Source organism: Microbacterium sp. BG28, from assembly GCF_034044005.1.
Taxonomy (GTDB): domain Bacteria; phylum Actinomycetota; class Actinomycetes; order Actinomycetales; family Microbacteriaceae; genus Microbacterium.
The window spans coordinates 614,307-630,100 of sequence record NZ_JAXCHA010000002.1; the positions used below are offsets into that span (position 1 = coordinate 614,307).

The following is a 15,794-nucleotide window of genomic DNA, read 5'->3' on the forward strand; positions in this document are numbered from 1 at the left end:
CTGACATGTCTGTGCTCGAGATCCGCGACCTCCACGTGACGGTCGAGACCGATGAGGGGACCACCCCCATCCTGAACGGCGTCACTCTGACGATCCGCACCGGTGAGACCCACGCCATCATGGGCCCCAACGGGTCGGGCAAGTCGACGCTCGCCTACACGATCGCGGGACACCCGAAGTACACCGTGACCGGCGGCTCGATCACCCTCGACGGCGAGGACGTCCTCGAGATGACCGTCGACGAGCGTGCACGCGCGGGGCTGTTCCTCGCGATGCAGTATCCCGTCGAGGTCCCCGGGATCACCGTGACCAACTTCCTGCGCACGGCCAAGACGGCGATCGACGGCGAGGCTCCGGCCATCCGCACGTGGACCAAGGACGTCAAGGCGGCCATGAGCAACCTGCGGATGGACGCGAAGTTCGCCCAGCGCAACGTCAACGAGGGGTTCTCGGGCGGCGAGAAGAAGCGTCACGAGATCCTCCAGCTCGAGTTGCTCAAACCGAAGGTCGCGATCCTGGACGAGACCGACTCGGGCCTCGACGTCGACGCTCTGAAGATCGTCTCCGAGGGCGTGAACCGCGCCAAGGCCGAGACCGACCTCGGCGTACTGCTCATCACGCACTACACCCGCATCCTCAACTACATCCGTCCGGACTTCGTGCACGTGCTCGTCAACGGCCGTGTCGCCGAAGAGGGCGGTCCCGAGCTCGCCGAGCGCCTCGAGAACGAGGGCTACGATCGGTTCCTCGAGCCGGGCGTACAGGCCGGCGCGTAGGATTCGACTATGACCGCGACGATCACCCCGGAGAAGTACGACGAGGTCACCGAGGCTCTGAAGGACGTCATGGACCCCGAACTGGGTGTCAACGTCGTCGATCTGGGTCTCATCTACGACCTCGCCTGGGATGACGAGAACGACGCTCTCGTCATCCATATGACGCTGACCTCCGCGGGGTGCCCGCTGACGGACGTGCTCGAGGAGCAGACGGCACAGGCGTTGGATTCGGTCGTCGAGCGGTTCCGGATCAACTGGGTCTGGATGCCGCCGTGGGGACCGGAGCGGATCACCGACGACGGCCGCGACATGATGCGAGCGCTCGGCTTCGCCATCTGACGGCGGTCGATAGGGTCGTTCCGTGACGATCGAACCGCTTCGCGCCCTGCCTCTCGACGAGTTGCGTCAGCGCCGGAGCGCGAAGTGGCGGTCGTACCCGGACGACGTGATCCCGCTGTTCGTCGCAGAGACGGACTACCCGTTGGCACCCGCGATCAGCGCCGCGCTGCACGAAGCCGTCTCGCGAGGGGACACCGGCTATACGCCGGCTGATCCGGGCGTCACCGCGGCGTACAGCGCGTTCGCCGCACGGCGCCTGGGATGGCACCCGGATCCCGAGCGGATGCGGATCACGGGAGATGTCATCATGGGCGTCGTCGAGATCCTGCGCAGGGTCATCGTGCCCGGCGATCGTGTCGTGGTCACACCTCCGGTGTACCCGCCGTTCTTCGAGGCCGTGCCGGAAGCGGGCGGGGTCGTGCAGTCCGTGCCGCTGCGAGAGGCTGGAGAGGGCTGGGAGCTGGATCTCGAGGGGATCGAAGACGCGTTCCGCGAGGGCGCGCGCGCCCTTCTCCTGTGCAATCCGCACAACCCGACCGGGACGATTCACCCGGCGGCCGTGCTGTCCGCGTTGGCGGAGATCGCGGTGCGCTACGGAGCCATCGTCGTCAGCGACGAGATCCACGCACCCCTGCCGCGCCTAGGCAACGTCGTCACACCGTTCCTTTCCGTCTCGGATGCGGCCGCGCAATGCGGGTACGCGGTCGTCTCCGCGAGCAAGGCGTTCAATCTGGCGGGTCTGAAGTGCGCGATCATGGTGGCGGCGGACGATCGCACGCACGCCATCCTTCGCTCGCTTCCGGATGAGGTGTCGTGGCGCACCGGGCTCTTCGGCGCCGTGGCGACGGTGGCCGCCCTGTCTGTCGAGTCCGACCACTGGTTGGATGCGCAAGCGCTCGCGATCGATGCGAACGTTGCTCTCCTGCGTGCATTGCTGAAAGCGCATCTGCGGGATGCGGGCTTCCGTTCCCCGCAGGCCGGCTACCTCGCTTGGGTGGATCTCTCTCCCTACGGCTGGGGAGACGCGCCGGCGCGGCGGATCCTTCGCGAGGCGCGCGTGGCCGTCCATTCCGGTCCCGCATTCGGCGCCGGTGGCGCGGGGCACATCCGTCTGACGCTCGGCTGCGCGCCGGAGGTGCTCACCGAGGCGATCGAACGGATCGCTGTTCTTCACTGATCCCGCTTGGGCATCTGCACAGGTAAGGATACCCTTATCGGGTGACCGCCCTCGCCACTCGACCGTCTTACCGCCCCTACATCGCGCGCGTCTCGCGCGTCGTGCGGCTGTCACCGCACTTCGTGCGCCTCACGTTCTGCTGCCCGGAGTTCGAGTACTTCGGCACCGCGGGGCGCGACCAACGGTTGAAGGTTCTGTTCCCCGGCCCGAACGGTCGCGTCTGCGATGTGGGCCAGTGCGATGAGGAAGCGATCTCCAGGGGAGACTGGTACACCCGCTGGCGTGAGCTGCCGCAGGCGGAGCGCACCCCCTTCCGGACGTACACGGTGCGTCGCGTCGATCCCGCGAGCAGGGAAGTGGATATCGACTTCGTCTTGCACCATGATCCCGGTCCCGCGGGCGCGTGGGCCGAGGCGGCCGTCGCCGGCGATGAACTCGTGATCGTCGGTCCGGACCAGCGCAGCCCGGACTCCCACCTGGGCATCGACTGGCATCCGGGCAGCGCGCGACGGCTCCTGCTCGCCGGTGACGAGACCGCCGCGCCGGCCATCGCCGGCATCCTCGAGTCGTTGCAGGGCGACACCGACGTCGATGCGTTCATCGAGGTTCCGTCGCAGCAGGATGCCCTCCCGATCTCGACGCATGCACGTGTGACGTGGCTCGGCCGCGACGAACGCGCGCACGGCGAGGTGCTCATCGCGGCCGTCACCTCGTGGGCCCATGCCGCCGGTGACGCGCTTGCGCGTGCGGCCGCGCCCCGTCCGCAGGAGCTCGAGGACGTGGATGTCGACCGCGAACTCCTCTGGGACAGCCCGGAGGACTCCGAGGGGGAGTTCTATGCATGGATCGCCGGCGAGTCGCAGACGGTGAAGACGCTGCGACGACTGCTCGTGCAGGGCAACGGCGTCGACCGCAAGCGCGTGGCTTTCATGGGCTACTGGCGACGAGGCATCTCAGAACGCATCGAGTAGGGGCCGGAGCTCAGGCCGGTGCGTCCGCGTCCGTGATCGTGTGGTGACGACCGAGCGGGATGACCATGGGGCGACCCGTCAGAGGATCCGGCATGATCCTGCTCTCCAGGCCGAAGACGGTGCGCACCACATCCGTCGTCAGGACGCTCTCCGGCTCTCCTGCGGCGAGGATGCGGCCATCGACCATGGCGACGAGGTGGTCGGCGTATCGGGCCGCCAGGTTGAGATCGTGCAGCACCATGACGATGGTCGTGCCACGATCGCGGTTCAGATCGGTCAGCAGATCAAGCACGTCGATCTGATGGCTGATGTCGAGGAACGTGGTCGGCTCGTCGAGCAGCAGCAGATCGGTCTGTTGCGCCAGGGCCATCGCGATCCAGACGCGCTGGCGCTGACCCCCGCTGAGTTCGTCCACGGAGCGGTCGGCGAGATGCGCCGTGCCGGTCGCATCGAGCGCCCCCGCGATCGCTGCGTCATCGGCGGCGCTCCACCGGGCCAGCGGACCTTGGTGGGGATGGCGCCCCCGACTGACGAGGTCGGACACCGCGATGCCGTCGGGGGCGATGGGGGACTGGGGGAGCAGCCCCAGCACGCGCGCGACCTGACGCGTGGGCAGTCGATGGATGCTCTTGCCGTCGAGCAGCACGCTCCCCGCCGCGGGCGGCAGCAGGCGTGCCATCGACTTCAGCAGCGTGGACTTCCCGCACGCGTTGGCGCCCACGATCGTCGTGATCCTGCCCGCGGGGATGGAAAGATCCAGTGCGTCGACGATCACTCTGTCTCCGTAAGCGAGTGTGAGCGCGTCAGCGACGAGGGTGTGTTGGGCGGTCATATCGAGGTTCCTCCGGCCCGACTGCTGCGGATGAGCAGATAAACGAGATAGGGCGCGCCGAGCACGCCGGTCACGACGCCGACGGGAAGGCGCGTGCCGAGCGCGTACTGCGCGACGAAGTCGGATACCAGCACGAGGACGGCTCCCACGAGTCCTGCCGGTACGACGGGGGAGCCGACAGGCCCGAGGACCCTTACGGCGATGGGGCCGGCGAGGAACGCCACGAATGAGATGGGGCCGGCAGCTGCGGTCGCGAACGCCAGCAGGCACACGGCGGCCACGATGAGCAGGAGGCGGCTGCGTTCCACGCGCACTCCGAGAGCGGATGCGGCCTCGTCGCCGACCCGCAGCAGCTCCAGATCGCGGGACAGGAAGAGCAGCGCGGGCACGACAAGAACCATGACCACGGCGAGGGGCACGACCTTCGCCCAACTCGCGTCATTGAGATTTCCCGTGATCCAGCGCATCGCCGTCGGGAGATCCCACTCCGCGGCGCGGGAGATGACGTACGAGACCACGCTGTTGCAGATGGCCGCCACGCCGATGCCGATCAGGATCAGACGGGCTCCGGAGCCGCCGTGCTTGTAGGCGAGCAGATAGATGAGCAGGGCGGCGGCCAACGCGGCGCCGGTGGCCAGGAACGAGACGGATGTCTCCCCGAGCCCGAGGACGACGATCCCTGTGACAGCGGCGGCGCTCGCGCCGGAGCTGATGCCGATGACGTCCGGACTCGCGAGGGGGTTGCGCAGCATCGTCTGGAAGACGACGCCGCCCATCCCGAAGCAGAGGCCGGTCAGCAGCGCCGTCGTGGCGCGGGGCAGTCTCAGCTCGCCCACGGTGAAGGATGCACCCGGCACGCGCTGCCCGGTCAGCACGCCCCAGACCTCCGCGGGGGAGTAGAACGTCTGTCCCAGCATGAGGGAGAGCGCGAACACGATGATCGCGATCGCGGCGAGCGCGGACGTGACGACGATCCACCGTCGACGACGTCGGCGACGGCCCGCGCGAACGAGGGAGAGCGCATTCACGGCCCCGGCGACGGTCACAGCGCCCTCACCTTCTGTCGACGGACGATGGCGATGAAGAACGGCGCGCCGACGAGCGCGGTGATGATGCCCACCTCGATCTCCTCCGGGCGGGCGATGACGCGTCCGATGACGTCCGCGCCCGTGAGCAGCACTGCTCCTGCGACCGCGCTGAAGGGGAGGAGCCAGCGGTGGTCCACGCCGATGAGCAGACGGCAGATGTGGGGAACGACCAGACCCACGAAGCCGATGGGCCCCGCGACGGCCGTGGCGGCGCCGCAGAGGAGGACCGCGCCGAGCGTGGACGCCAGACGTGCCGTTCGCACGCGCTCACCGAGTCCCGCGGCGAGCTCGTCGCCCAGTGCCAGAGTGTTCAGCGCGGGACTGCACGCCAGGCACACGATGAGACCGACGAGGAGGAACGGCGCGACCTGCAGGATGGTGGCGCTGGTCGCACCCCCGACGCCGCCCACCTGCCAGAAGCGGAACTGGCTCATCACATCGACCCGGGGCAGCAGGATCGCGCTCGTCAACGACGAGAAGGCGACGGCCGTCACCGCACCCGCGAGAGCGAGCTTGAGCGGTGTCGCGCCTCCGCGGCCCAGTGCGCCGATCCCGTACACGAACACGGCGGCGACGGCGGCTCCCGCCAACGCCGTCCAGATGTACGCGGTCGGCGTCGCGAGACCCAGGAATGCGATGCCGCAGACCACGGCCAGGGCGGCCCCGCCGTTGATCCCCAGGATCTGCGGGTCGGCGAGCGGATTGCGGGTCGCGCCCTGGAGAACCGCTCCCGCGACGCCGAGCGCCGCGCCGACCATGATCGCCAGGACGGTGCGAGGAATGCGCTTGTTCACCGCGGCGGCTCCCGCCGTGTCGACCGCCCCGCCGAGCCCGGCCCAGATGTCGTGCCACCCGACCGCGCGTGCGCCCAAGGTCACCGACAGGAACGAGATCGCCAGCAACGCGGCGAGGAGGATCACGAGCCACAACGCCCGTCGCCGCCCCCAGCGCCGTCGCGGTGACGGCGTGGGGGCGGCAGTGTCGGGGGCGAGGGCGACGCTCATCGCCGCCCGCACCCTCTGACGATCGGTCGGATCATGATGCCTTGGCGGCGGCCTCTCCGACGAGCTTGATGTAATCATCGCCGTAGCTGGTGCCGATCGACAGAGGCGACGGCGTGATGGCGGAAGAGAGCGTCGAGTCGGAGGTGATCACCGCGACCGCGCCGTTTGCGACGGCGGGGATGCGCGACAGGAGCGGGTCGGCGTGCCACTGGGAGAGGGTCTCGTCCGTGCCGTACGTGACGATCACCTGGACGTCTTCGAAGCTCTCGATCTGTTCGGTGCTGGTGACGATCCAGAACTGTTCGGATGCGGCGGACTGCTCCTTGACGTAGGCGGAGGGCGCGAATCCCATCTCCTCGAGGTAGCCCACACGCGGATCCGACCGGCTGTAGAAGCCGAGGTTGCTCAGGTCGGTGGGGTCGAAGTACGAAAGAAGCGTCGTCTTCCCGGCGATGGCGGGGTACTCCGCGGCCGTGTCGGCGACGTGCTTCTCGAGCGAGGAGACGAGCTCTTGCGCCTCATCCGCCATGCCCAGGGCCGTCCCATCGAGGATGGTCATGTCCTGCCACGAGGTCCCCCACGCCATGTCCTGGTAGGTGACGACCGGCGCGATCTTGCTCAGGGTCTCGTACTGTTCCTGGGTCATTCCGGAGTATGCGGCCAGGATGACGTCGGGCGCGGCATCCGCGATGGCCTCGTAGTCGTACCCATCCGTCTCGTCCATGAGCACGGGGGTCTCCGCTCCCAGTTCGTCGAGCTTGTCCTTCACCCAGGGGAGTAGTCCGTCGCCGTCCTCGTCGCCGTAGGTCACCTTCGGCATCGCCACCGGAACGATCCCCAGTGCCAGTGCGACGTCCTGGTTGCCCCAGTCGACGGTGACGACGCGCTGCGGTTTGGTGTCGATGGTCGTGGTCCCGAAGGCGTTCTCGATCGAGAGCGGGAAGGCGCCGCTGGGAGCCTCGTCGCCGTCGGTGGCAGCGGGGGTCGCGGCTGGCGAGCTGCAGGCGGTGAGGGCGGCGAGAGAGACGGCGGCGACCGCGACAGCGGTCCAACGCTTGAGCTGCATGACGAGCAGGGCCTTTCTGGAGGGGTGCTAGGCGAGGCTACCCTAACTCCTGGTTCGTTCTCGACCCGAATCCGCTCGTCCGATCAGCCGGGGCGACGGTCGCGGTGGGCGCCGGTAGACTGAACGGTGGCCTTCTCCGGCCCACCTCCCACCCGAACAGAACGGACGTACGCCGTGCTCGCCGTGCATGACCTCGAGATCCGCGTCGGCGCGCGCGTTCTCATGTCCGAGGTCGCCTTCCGCGTCTCCCGAGGCGACAAGATCGGTCTGGTCGGTCGCAACGGCGCGGGCAAGACGACGCTCACGAAGGTGCTCGCCGGTGATCTGCTGCCGTCGGCGGGAGAGGTCCAGCGCGGAGGAGAGCTCGGTTACCTGCCACAGGACCCCCGCTCCGGCGACCCGGAGATGCTGGCACGCACACGCATCCTCGACGCACGCGGCCTGGGGACGCTCGCGCTCGGCATGCAGGAAGCCTCGCTCGCGATGGCGGACGACGACCCGGACGTCGCGGCGAAGGCGATGCGACGTTACGGCAGCCTCACAGAGCGCTTCGAGTCGCTCGGCGGCTACGCGGCCGAGGCGGAGGCGGCATCGATCGCCCACAATCTTTCGTTGCCCGATCGCATCCTCGATCAGCCGCTGAAGACACTCTCCGGTGGCCAGCGCCGGCGCATCGAGCTCGCCCGCATCCTGTTCTCGGATGCGGACACGATGATCCTCGATGAGCCGACCAACCACCTCGACGCCGACAGCGTGGTCTGGCTCCGCGACTTCCTCAAGAACTACAAGGGCGGGCTCATCGTCATCAGCCACGATGTCGAGCTCGTCGGCGAGACGGTCAACCGCGTCTTCTACCTCGACGCCAACCGTCAGGTGATCGACATCTACAACATGAACTGGAAGAACTACCAGCGTCAGCGCGTGGCCGACGAGGAACGCCGCAAGAAGGAGCGCGTCAACGTCGAGAAGAAGGCGACCGCCCTGCAGCTGCAGGCGGCGCGCTTCGGCGCCAAGGCGTCGAAGGCCGCGGCCGCGCACCAGATGGTCGCGCGGGCGGAGAAGATGCTCTCCGGTCTCGATGACGTGCGCCAGGAGGATCGCGTTGCGAAGCTCCGGTTCCCGAAGCCCGCTCCCTGCGGCAAGACGCCGCTGATGGCGCGCGGCCTGTCGAAATCGTACGGTTCACTGGAGATCTTCGCCGACGTGGACCTGGCGATCGATCGCGGCTCGAAGGTCGTCGTCCTGGGTCTCAACGGCGCCGGGAAGACGACGCTGCTGCGAATGCTGGCGGGCGTCGACGCCCCCGACACGGGAACCATCGAACCCGGGCACGGACTGAAGATCGGCTACTACGCCCAGGAGCATGAGAACCTCGACGTGTCGCGGTCGGTCCTGGAGAACATGATGTCGGCGGCGCCGGACATCACGGCGACGGAGGCTCGCAAGGTGCTGGGTTCGTTCCTGTTCACCGGGGACGACGTGCTCAAGCCCGCCGGGGTGCTCTCGGGGGGCGAGAAGACGCGACTGTCGCTGGCGACCCTCGTCGTGTCGAGCGCCAACATGCTGTTGCTCGACGAGCCGACGAACAACCTCGACCCCGCCTCGCGCGAGGAGATCCTCGGTGCGCTCGCGCACTACGAGGGTGCCGTGGTGCTCGTGTCGCACGACGCGGGAGCCGTCGAGGCGCTCAACCCGGAGCGCGTCCTCATCCTGCCGGACGGGGTCGAGGACATCTGGGGTCGCGACTATGTCGAGCTGATCACCCTGGCCTGAGTTCTCACGCGTCGGCGCGGTCGAGGATCGCGTCCTCCTGCTCGGCGTCCCGATCCACGCGCTTACGGGGCCCCGCGACACGGGGAGCCAACGGCTGATCGTCGTCCTCGGCGCGCTTGCGACGTTCGGTGCGGATGATGTAGCCGATGAAGACGAACCCCATCACGGCGAACAGGATCCACTGGATCGCGTACGACAGATGCGGTCCAGGGTCCTCCGACGGCGCTGCCAGCGCGAACGGCATGTCCGGGACCGGAGGATCCTCGCTCACGAGCATCCCGTAGGCGGAGGTCAGGGTTGCCGAGCCGGTGGTCTCCGCGACGAGCGGGAGATTGATCGTCGGCACCTGCCCGGCCGGTGCGGTGCGTCCGGAGTTCGGCAGGGCCTCCGGCGCGCGAAGCCGCACGACCACGCTCACCGTGCCCGAGGGTGGCGCGGGGATGAGAGCAGGTCCGTCGCCGCGCTCCGCCGGGGGGATCCATCCGCGGTCGACGATGAGCACGCGACCGTCTGACGTGCGCAGGGGTGTCAGGACCTCGAAGGCGCTCGTGCCGCCGTGCGGGCGATTGCGCACCACCACCTGCTGCTCCGAGACGTACTCGCCGGTGACGACGACGGGATGCCATTCCGACTCCGGGTCCAGCTGGTCGTCGGGGAGGAGTTCATCGAGCGGCACCGCGGCCGCGTCGTAGTTCCGCTCGACGAGAGCCAGCTGCGCCGCTCTCTCATCGTTGCGGGCGAACTGCCAGTTCGAGAGGAAGACGCAGGCGACGGCGAACGCGACGGCGATACCGACGTAGGCGGCCCACCGCAGCGCTGTGTCACGACGGATGCTCATGATGCATCCTGTGCAACGAAAGGCTCGACGGAGACCGGGAACGAACGGGTTGCGAGGAAGTCACGGAGATACGCGACATGCGCGTCGCAGGCCAACCAGATCTTCTGCCGGTCCGCGTCATGGATACGCGGATTGCGCCACAGCACCCGCCAGAGGGCGCCGTCGCGACATCCCGCTCGCGAACAGATCGCCTCTTCACTCATGCGTCGTGCGGGTTCGGGGGTGTCTCGGAGATGGTGATCACCTGGGTGGGCGGGGTCGGGGACGGCTTGTCTTCGCGCCCTTCGAGAGCGGGGAGCGTCACGGTCTCGGCGGGCGCGGCGCGGGACTCCTGACCCACGTTCGCCACGACGACCGCGATATAGGGAAGGAAGACCGCCCCCGCCGCGAACAGCCACGTGTACCAGCCATAAGGGGTGACGAGGATCATCGCGACGAAGCAGGCCACCCGTACGCCCATCATGATGACGTACTTGAGCATGCGAGCACTCGACTCCTCACGCGGCGCGTGGGGGAGCGAGGTCGCCGACTGTGGTGGGGAGGGCTGCTTCACGGTGCTTCCAGAGTACGCCGGAGGCACCGCTCGTGGGGTCGGTCAGGAGGAGTAGCTGTAGTCGTAGTAGGCGCCGTTCGAGAGGTTCACGATCCAGACGATCCAGAGGACGATGAGCACCGCGATGATCGCGTAGAGCACCAGGCCGGCGTAACCGGTGATCGTGCCTGCCAGCCCCAGCCCGCGACCGCCCTCTTCGCGCTCGCGGATCTGCTTGAGCGAGATGTGACCGGTGATGATGCCGACGATGGAACCGATGAACGGGATGAGGACGACCCCGATGATCGAGGACACCAAGGACACCACGGCGAGGCTGTTCGTCTTCGGGCCGGTCGGATACGGCGTGTACACAGGCGGGGCGCCGTATGCCGGTGCCCCCTGGTACGCCGGGGGATAAGCGGGCGTGGCGGGCGGGACGTTGTACGCCGGGTAGGCCGGAGGGGTTGCCGCCGGTGCGCTGTAACCCGGGTAGCCGGCGGAGGGCGAGGGAGCCGGCGACGACGGGGCCGGGTAGGACGGCGGTGCGTACGCCGGCGCCTGGTAGTCGGGTGAGGCCGGGGCCGCTGCCGCGGGTTCCGCGGGCACGGTCTGAGCGTCGGGGGTGGTGGCCTCTCCCGCCGATTCGGGTGCGGGGAGGTCGTTGTTCTGATCGCTCATCTGATGCCTTTCCGTCTGTGAGGGAAGCCTTCCAGTGACCGCCGGGCGGTGTCAAACGAGCCTGGTCGATAGGCTGGAGACTCTGCCCGATCTGACGAGGAGAACCATGTCGAGCGACCGTGTCGTGCTCATCACCGGAGGCAACCGCGGCATCGGCCGTGCGATCGCCGAACGCTTCGTGTCCGACGGATACCGCGTCGCGGTGACGGCTCGTTCGGGTGAGGGGCCGGAGGGCACGCTCACGGTGCGCGCCGACGTGACGGATTCCGCCGCGCTCGACGCCGCATACACCGAGGTCGAAGAGAAGCTCGGTCCGGTGACCATCCTCGTCGCGAACGCGGGAATCACCCGTGACACGTTGCTTCTGCGCATGAGCGAGGACGACTTCGACGATGTCATCGACACGAACCTCGGCGGCACATTCCGCGTGGTCAAGCGCGCGGCCAAGGGCCTCGTCCGCGCGCGATGGGGTCGGGTCATCCTCATCTCCAGCGTCGTGGGGTTGTACGGGTCTGCGGGCCAGATCAACTACGCCAGCTCCAAGAGCGCACTCGTCGGCTTCGCCCGATCCTTGACCCGTGAACTCGGCGCGCGGGGGGTCACGACGAACGTGGTCGCCCCGGGATTCATCGAGACCGACATGACGGCTGAGCTGCCTGCCGAAACGCAGGCCGAGTACAAGAAGGCCATCCCCGCCGGTCGCTACGGCACCGCCGCCGAAGTCGCCGCGGTCGTGGCGTGGCTCGCCTCCGACGACGCCGCCTACATCTCCGGCGCCGTCATCCCGGTCGACGGCGGTCTGGGCATGGGGCACTGACCGTCAGCGTTCCACCGCTCGCACGATGAACGCTCCCAGCCGTTGTGGCTGGGAGAACTGCGGCCAGTGGCCCGAGCCGATCGGCACGACCTCGCGGTCGACGATGGAGTGCCACTCGTCGCGATAGCTCGGCCACTGCGCCAGCTGCGCGTCGAGTTCGTCGGCGTCGGCGCCGCCGGAGAGGACTGTCACCGCAATGCCGTGCCGGCGCCTATCGTGCAGGTGCAGCGGGTCGGTCGGAACGGATGCCGGGACGGGAACCGCCGCGGCGGCGACACGCTCGCGCGTGGCGTGATCGAGATCAGCGACGTCCGGCGCGTCGAACGTCTCCCAGCCGGGGAAGGGGACGACGCCGTCGACCACCGGGAACGCGGAGATGCCGGCGCCGTCGGGCACAGGCACCGTGTCGACGAAGACGACGCGCGCGACCGCCTCCGGGCGTGCGTCCGCGGCGCCCCAGGCGACATTGCCGCCGCCGCTGTGCCCCACGAGCACGACGGGCTCGCCGGCGGCGTCGATCCGGGTCACGACGGCGGCGACCCAATCCGCCAGGTGCGCCTCCGGCGAGGACGGAAGGGTGAGCGGAACGGCGTCGAAGCCGGCGTCGTCGATCGTGGGCACGACGTCGTCCCACGACGCGGCATCCAGCCACAGGCCCGGGATGAGGATGAGCTGCATCCCCGGACTCTACGCCCGGCATCGGACCGTGTCAGGGCAGGAGCGGGATGACTTCGCGCAGATCTACGGGGCCGATGACGAGGTCCGCGGCGGCGCGCACCGCCGGTTTGGCGTTGAACGCGAGGCCGAGACCCGCCGAACGCATCATCGGCAGGTCGTTGGCACCGTCGCCGATGGCGATGGTGCGTCGCGGATCCACCCCGTACCGAGCGGCCCATTCGCGCAACTGCGACGCCTTGGCCCCACCATCGACGATCTCTCCCGATACGACGCCCGTCAGCGCGCCGGACTCGACTTCGAGGCGGTTCGCGCGCCAGAGGTCGACTCCGAGAGCCGGCGCGATCTCGTCGAGGATCTCGTGGAATCCTCCGGAGACCACGCCGACGATGCCGTCGCGGGCATGCACGGCATCGATCAGCTCGCGCACGCCCGGTGTCGGTTGGATGCGCGAACGCACCCGTGTGAAGGATGCGGTGGGCACACCGCGCAGTTGCGCGACACGGGAGCGCAGACTCGTGGCGAAGTCGACGTCGCCCCGCATGGCGGCTTCCGTCGCCGCCGCGACCTCGGCACCTCGTCCGGCCTCGTCCGCGATCAGTTCGATGACCTCGTTGCGGATGAGAGTGGAGTCGGCGTCGAGGACGACGAGGAGACGACGAGGACGGTTCTCACGCATCCGTCCACGCTAGCGCGCGCGGGTGCGCGTGCCGGACCGACTCCGCCGCTGTTACGGCTCGACGCGGACGTTCTTGCCGACGACGGTGATCCCGGAGTCGGTGACCGTGAATCCCCGCGCCAGGTCGCGTTCGCGATCGACGCCCACCGTCGCGCCGTCGGCCAGGACGACGTTCTTGTCGAGGATCGCACGATGGATGCGTGCACCCGCCCCCACGCGGACACGGTCGAATAGGACCGAGTCGGTGATGGTCGATCCGCCGCCGGCCAAGGTCCAGGGGCCCACGACGCTGCGCTCCAGGTGCGTCCCCGACAGCACGGATCCGAGCGAGACGACGGAGTCGATGGCGTTGCCGATACGCCCGACCGCGTCCCGCACGAACTTCGCGGGCGGTGAGTTCACCAGCTGGGAGTGGATCGGCCACTGCGTGTTGTACAGGTTGAAGATCGGAAGCGTGGAGATCAGATCGAGGTGCGCGTCGTAGAACGAGTCGATCGTGCCGACGTCCCGCCAGTAGGCACGGTCGCGGTCGGTGGAGCCGGGCACCTCGTTGCGGATGAAGTCGTAGACGCCGGCCTCGCCGCGGTCGACGAAGTACGGGACGATATCGCCGCCCATGTCGTGATTCGAGGTGGGAAGCTCGCCGTCCGCTTCGACGGCCTCGATCAGCGCGTCGGTGTTGAAGATGTAGTTGCCCATCGAGGCCAGCACCTCGTGCGGGCTGTCGACGAGCCCCGCCGGACTCTGCGGCTTCTCGAGGAACTCGCGGATGCGGGTCGGATCGTCCGGCTCGACGTCGATGACGCCGAACTGGTTGGCCAGGCCGATCGGCTGGCGGATGCCGGCCACCGTCGCGCGCGCTCCGGACGAGATGTGCGCGTCCAACATCTGCTGGAAGTCCATCCGGTACACGTGGTCCGCGCCGACCACGACGACGATGTCGGGCTGCTCGTCGTTGATGAGGTTCAGGCTCTGCAGGATCGCATCGGCGGAGCCGGAGAACCATCGCTTGCCGAGGCGCTGCTGGGCCGGCACCGACGTGACGTAGGAGTCGAGCAGTGCCGACATGCGCCAGGTCTGGGAGACGTGGCGATCGAGGCTGTGCGACTTGTACTGCGTCAGCACGACGATCTGGCGCAGCCCGGAGTTGATGAGGTTCGAGATGGCGAAGTCGATGAGTCGGTACTGTCCGCCGAACGGCACCGCCGGCTTAGCCCGGTCGGCCGTCAACGGCATGAGTCGCTTACCTTCGCCACCCGCGAGGATGATTCCGAAGACCTTGGGTGCCGGCATGGCACCAGACTATGCCGCACGCACCCCCTGTACTAGCGTCCATGACATGCGCGTCGACATCGTTTCCAAGGAATACCCGCCTGAGATCTACGGCGGGGCCGGAGTCCATGTCGCCGAGCTCGTGCGCGCCCTGCGGGAGCGCATCGAGGTGCAGGTGCGCGCCTTCGGAGAACCTCGCGACGAGCCGGACACGACGTCGTATGCCACGCCCGCGGAACTCGCGCATGCGAACCCTGCGGTCAAGACGCTCGGCACCGATCTGGAGATCGTCGGCGACGTGGCCGGGGCCGACATCGTGCACAGCCACACCTGGTACGCGAACTTCGCGAGCCACCTCGCCTCCCTCCTCCACGGCATCCCGCACGTCGTCACGGCGCACTCGCTCGAACCGTTGCGGCCCTGGAAGGCCGAACAGCTCGGTGGCGGTTACGCCGTGTCGAGCTGGGTCGAACGCACGGCCTATGAATCCGCAGCGGCGGTCGTTGCGGTCAGCGAGGGGATGCGCGCCGACATCCTGCGCGCGTACCCACAAGTGGACCCGGCGCGCGTGCGCGTCATCTACAACGGCATCGACGCCGAGGCCTGGCAGCCGACCCGTGACGAGGACCTCTTGCGCACGCTCGGCATCGACCCGTCGAGGCCCTCCGTGGTCTTCGTCGGCCGCATCACCCGGCAGAAGGGCCTGCCGTACCTGCTCCGTGCGGCGAGGATGCTGCCCGCGGACGTTCAGTTGGTGCTCTGCGCCGGCGCTCCGGACACGCCCGAGATCATGGCGGAAGTCGAAACCCTGGTGCGCGAGCTGCAGGAGACGCGCGACGGGGTGGTCTGGATCGACCGGCACCTGCCCCGCCCCGAGCTGTCCGCCATCCTGACGGCCGCGACCACGTTCGTCTGTCCGTCCATCTACGAGCCGCTCGGCATCGTGAACCTGGAGGCCATGGCGTGCGGCGCGGCCGTCGTCGGGACCGCCACGGGCGGCATCCCCGAGGTCGTCGTCGACGGAGAGACGGGACGCCTCGTCCCGATCGAGCAGATCCAGGACGGGACGGGGACGCCGCTGGACCCCGACCGCTTCGTCGAGGATCTCGCCCGTGTGCTCACCGAGGTCGTCTCCGATCCCGAGCAGGCCGCGCGCTACGGTGCCGCAGGTCGCCGCCGCGCGGTCGAGGACTTCAGCTGGACGCGCATCGCCGCCGAGACCGAGCAGCTCTATCGCGAGGTGCTCGAGACGCGTTGAACCGGCTCGGCCGCAACCG

At 68.5% G+C, this 15,794-nt stretch carries 17 protein-coding genes; 7 read left to right on the forward strand and 10 right to left on the reverse strand.

Going from position 1 to position 15,794, the window contains the following annotated elements; translation table 11 throughout:
* Positions 1–5: 5 nt before the first annotated feature.
* The 4 genes from sufC to SK224_RS08850 are packed head-to-tail and all read left to right on the forward strand — an operon-like array spanning position 6 to position 3,263.
* Positions 6–776, forward strand: a complete 771-nt coding sequence (gene sufC, locus SK224_RS08835) for a Fe-S cluster assembly ATPase SufC (protein ID WP_309731488.1) — start codon at positions 6–8, stop codon at positions 774–776.
* A 9-nt stretch (positions 777–785) separates the two neighbouring features.
* Positions 786–1,115: a metal-sulfur cluster assembly factor gene (locus SK224_RS08840; protein WP_137417044.1), complete on the forward strand. Its 330-nt coding sequence runs from the start codon at positions 786–788 to the stop codon at positions 1,113–1,115.
* Between the two features lie 22 nt (positions 1,116–1,137).
* A complete protein-coding gene (locus SK224_RS08845; RefSeq protein ID WP_320434347.1) occupies positions 1,138–2,292 on the forward strand; it encodes a MalY/PatB family protein in 1,155 nt (384 codons plus the stop codon).
* A 41-nt stretch (positions 2,293–2,333) separates the two neighbouring features.
* A complete protein-coding gene (locus tag SK224_RS08850; RefSeq protein WP_320434348.1) occupies positions 2,334–3,263 on the forward strand; it encodes a siderophore-interacting protein in 930 nt (309 codons plus the stop codon).
* A 10-nt stretch (positions 3,264–3,273) separates the two neighbouring features.
* Here SK224_RS08850 and SK224_RS08855 read toward each other — a convergent pair whose 3' ends face one another.
* The 4 genes from SK224_RS08855 to SK224_RS08870 are packed head-to-tail and all read right to left on the reverse strand — an operon-like array spanning position 3,274 to position 7,253.
* Positions 3,274–4,095: an ABC transporter ATP-binding protein gene (locus SK224_RS08855; RefSeq protein WP_320434349.1), complete on the reverse strand. Its 822-nt coding sequence runs from the start codon at positions 4,093–4,095 to the stop codon at positions 3,274–3,276.
* Positions 4,092–5,141, reverse strand: coding sequence for a FecCD family ABC transporter permease (locus SK224_RS08860; RefSeq protein WP_320434350.1), 1,050 nt, complete (start codon positions 5,139–5,141; stop codon positions 4,092–4,094). The genes SK224_RS08855 and SK224_RS08860 overlap by 4 nt, the downstream gene beginning before the upstream one ends.
* Positions 5,138–6,187 (reverse strand): iron ABC transporter permease, encoded by a 1,050-nt coding sequence (locus tag SK224_RS08865; RefSeq protein ID WP_320434351.1) that lies wholly within the window; start codon positions 6,185–6,187, stop codon positions 5,138–5,140. The genes SK224_RS08860 and SK224_RS08865 overlap by 4 nt, the downstream gene beginning before the upstream one ends.
* A 31-nt stretch (positions 6,188–6,218) precedes the next feature.
* A complete protein-coding gene (locus tag SK224_RS08870) occupies positions 6,219–7,253 on the reverse strand; it encodes an iron-siderophore ABC transporter substrate-binding protein (protein ID WP_320434352.1) in 1,035 nt (344 codons plus the stop codon).
* A gap of 174 nt (positions 7,254–7,427) precedes the next feature.
* On the opposite strand from SK224_RS08870, the gene SK224_RS08875 reads away from it, so the two are divergent.
* The gene (locus SK224_RS08875) at positions 7,428–9,026 is read left to right on the forward strand and encodes an ABC-F family ATP-binding cassette domain-containing protein (RefSeq protein ID WP_320434353.1); all 1,599 of its coding nucleotides are present in this window, start codon (positions 7,428–7,430) and stop codon (positions 9,024–9,026) included.
* Between the two features lie 4 nt (positions 9,027–9,030).
* Here SK224_RS08875 and SK224_RS08880 read toward each other — a convergent pair whose 3' ends face one another.
* From SK224_RS08880 to SK224_RS08895, 3 genes are all read right to left on the reverse strand, one after another.
* The gene (locus SK224_RS08880) at positions 9,031–9,864 is read right to left on the reverse strand and encodes an SURF1 family protein (protein ID WP_320434354.1); all 834 of its coding nucleotides are present in this window, start codon (positions 9,862–9,864) and stop codon (positions 9,031–9,033) included.
* 199 nt (positions 9,865–10,063) lie between these two features.
* Entirely contained in the window at positions 10,064–10,444 is a 381-nt protein-coding gene (locus SK224_RS08890; protein WP_320434356.1) for a DUF3099 domain-containing protein, read from the reverse strand.
* A 15-nt stretch (positions 10,445–10,459) separates the two neighbouring features.
* Complete coding sequence (locus tag SK224_RS08895; RefSeq protein WP_320434357.1) at positions 10,460–11,074, reverse strand: DUF4190 domain-containing protein; 615 nt, start codon at positions 11,072–11,074, stop codon at positions 10,460–10,462.
* Positions 11,075–11,180: 106 nt separating this feature from the next.
* On the opposite strand from SK224_RS08895, the gene fabG reads away from it, so the two are divergent.
* The gene (gene fabG / locus SK224_RS08900) at positions 11,181–11,891 is read left to right on the forward strand and encodes a 3-oxoacyl-ACP reductase FabG (RefSeq protein ID WP_320434358.1); all 711 of its coding nucleotides are present in this window, start codon (positions 11,181–11,183) and stop codon (positions 11,889–11,891) included.
* Positions 11,892–11,894: 3 nt separating this feature from the next.
* Here the strand turns inward: fabG and SK224_RS08905 are convergent, their stop codons facing one another.
* The 3 genes from SK224_RS08905 to glgC are packed head-to-tail and all read right to left on the reverse strand — an operon-like array spanning position 11,895 to position 14,538.
* Positions 11,895–12,569, reverse strand: coding sequence for an alpha/beta hydrolase (locus tag SK224_RS08905; RefSeq protein WP_320434359.1), 675 nt, complete (start codon positions 12,567–12,569; stop codon positions 11,895–11,897).
* Between the two features lie 31 nt (positions 12,570–12,600).
* Complete coding sequence (gene serB, locus SK224_RS08910; protein WP_320434360.1) at positions 12,601–13,245, reverse strand: phosphoserine phosphatase SerB; 645 nt, start codon at positions 13,243–13,245, stop codon at positions 12,601–12,603.
* A gap of 51 nt (positions 13,246–13,296) precedes the next feature.
* Entirely contained in the window at positions 13,297–14,538 is a 1,242-nt protein-coding gene (glgC, locus tag SK224_RS08915) for a glucose-1-phosphate adenylyltransferase (protein ID WP_320434361.1), read from the reverse strand.
* Between the two features lie 46 nt (positions 14,539–14,584).
* On the opposite strand from glgC, the gene glgA reads away from it, so the two are divergent.
* Positions 14,585–15,775: a glycogen synthase gene (glgA, locus tag SK224_RS08920; protein ID WP_320434362.1), complete on the forward strand. Its 1,191-nt coding sequence runs from the start codon at positions 14,585–14,587 to the stop codon at positions 15,773–15,775.
* The last annotated feature ends 19 nt before the right edge of the window (positions 15,776–15,794 follow it).

Bases quoted from the DNA above. Each gene is read 5' to 3' on its own strand.
- sufC (WP_309731488.1), top strand. From the start codon at position 6: ATGTCTGTGCTCGAGATCCGCGACCTCCACGTGACGGTCGAGACCGAT.
- SK224_RS08840 (WP_137417044.1), top strand. From the start codon at position 786: ATGACCGCGACGATCACCCCGGAGAAGTACGACGAGGTCACCGAGGCT.
- SK224_RS08855 (WP_320434349.1), bottom strand. From the start codon at position 4,095: ATGACCGCCCAACACACCCTCGTCGCTGACGCGCTCACACTCGCTTAC.
- SK224_RS08865 (WP_320434351.1), bottom strand. From the start codon at position 6,187: ATGAGCGTCGCCCTCGCCCCCGACACTGCCGCCCCCACGCCGTCACCG.
- SK224_RS08870 (WP_320434352.1), bottom strand. From the start codon at position 7,253: ATGCAGCTCAAGCGTTGGACCGCTGTCGCGGTCGCCGCCGTCTCTCTC.
- SK224_RS08880 (WP_320434354.1), bottom strand. From the start codon at position 9,864: ATGAGCATCCGTCGTGACACAGCGCTGCGGTGGGCCGCCTACGTCGGT.
- SK224_RS08895 (WP_320434357.1), bottom strand. From the start codon at position 11,074: ATGAGCGATCAGAACAACGACCTCCCCGCACCCGAATCGGCGGGAGAG.
- fabG (WP_320434358.1), top strand. From the start codon at position 11,181: ATGTCGAGCGACCGTGTCGTGCTCATCACCGGAGGCAACCGCGGCATC.
- SK224_RS08905 (WP_320434359.1), bottom strand. From the start codon at position 12,569: ATGCAGCTCATCCTCATCCCGGGCCTGTGGCTGGATGCCGCGTCGTGG.
- serB (WP_320434360.1), bottom strand. From the start codon at position 13,245: ATGCGTGAGAACCGTCCTCGTCGTCTCCTCGTCGTCCTCGACGCCGAC.
- glgC (WP_320434361.1), bottom strand. From the start codon at position 14,538: ATGCCGGCACCCAAGGTCTTCGGAATCATCCTCGCGGGTGGCGAAGGT.
- glgA (WP_320434362.1), top strand. From the start codon at position 14,585: ATGCGCGTCGACATCGTTTCCAAGGAATACCCGCCTGAGATCTACGGC.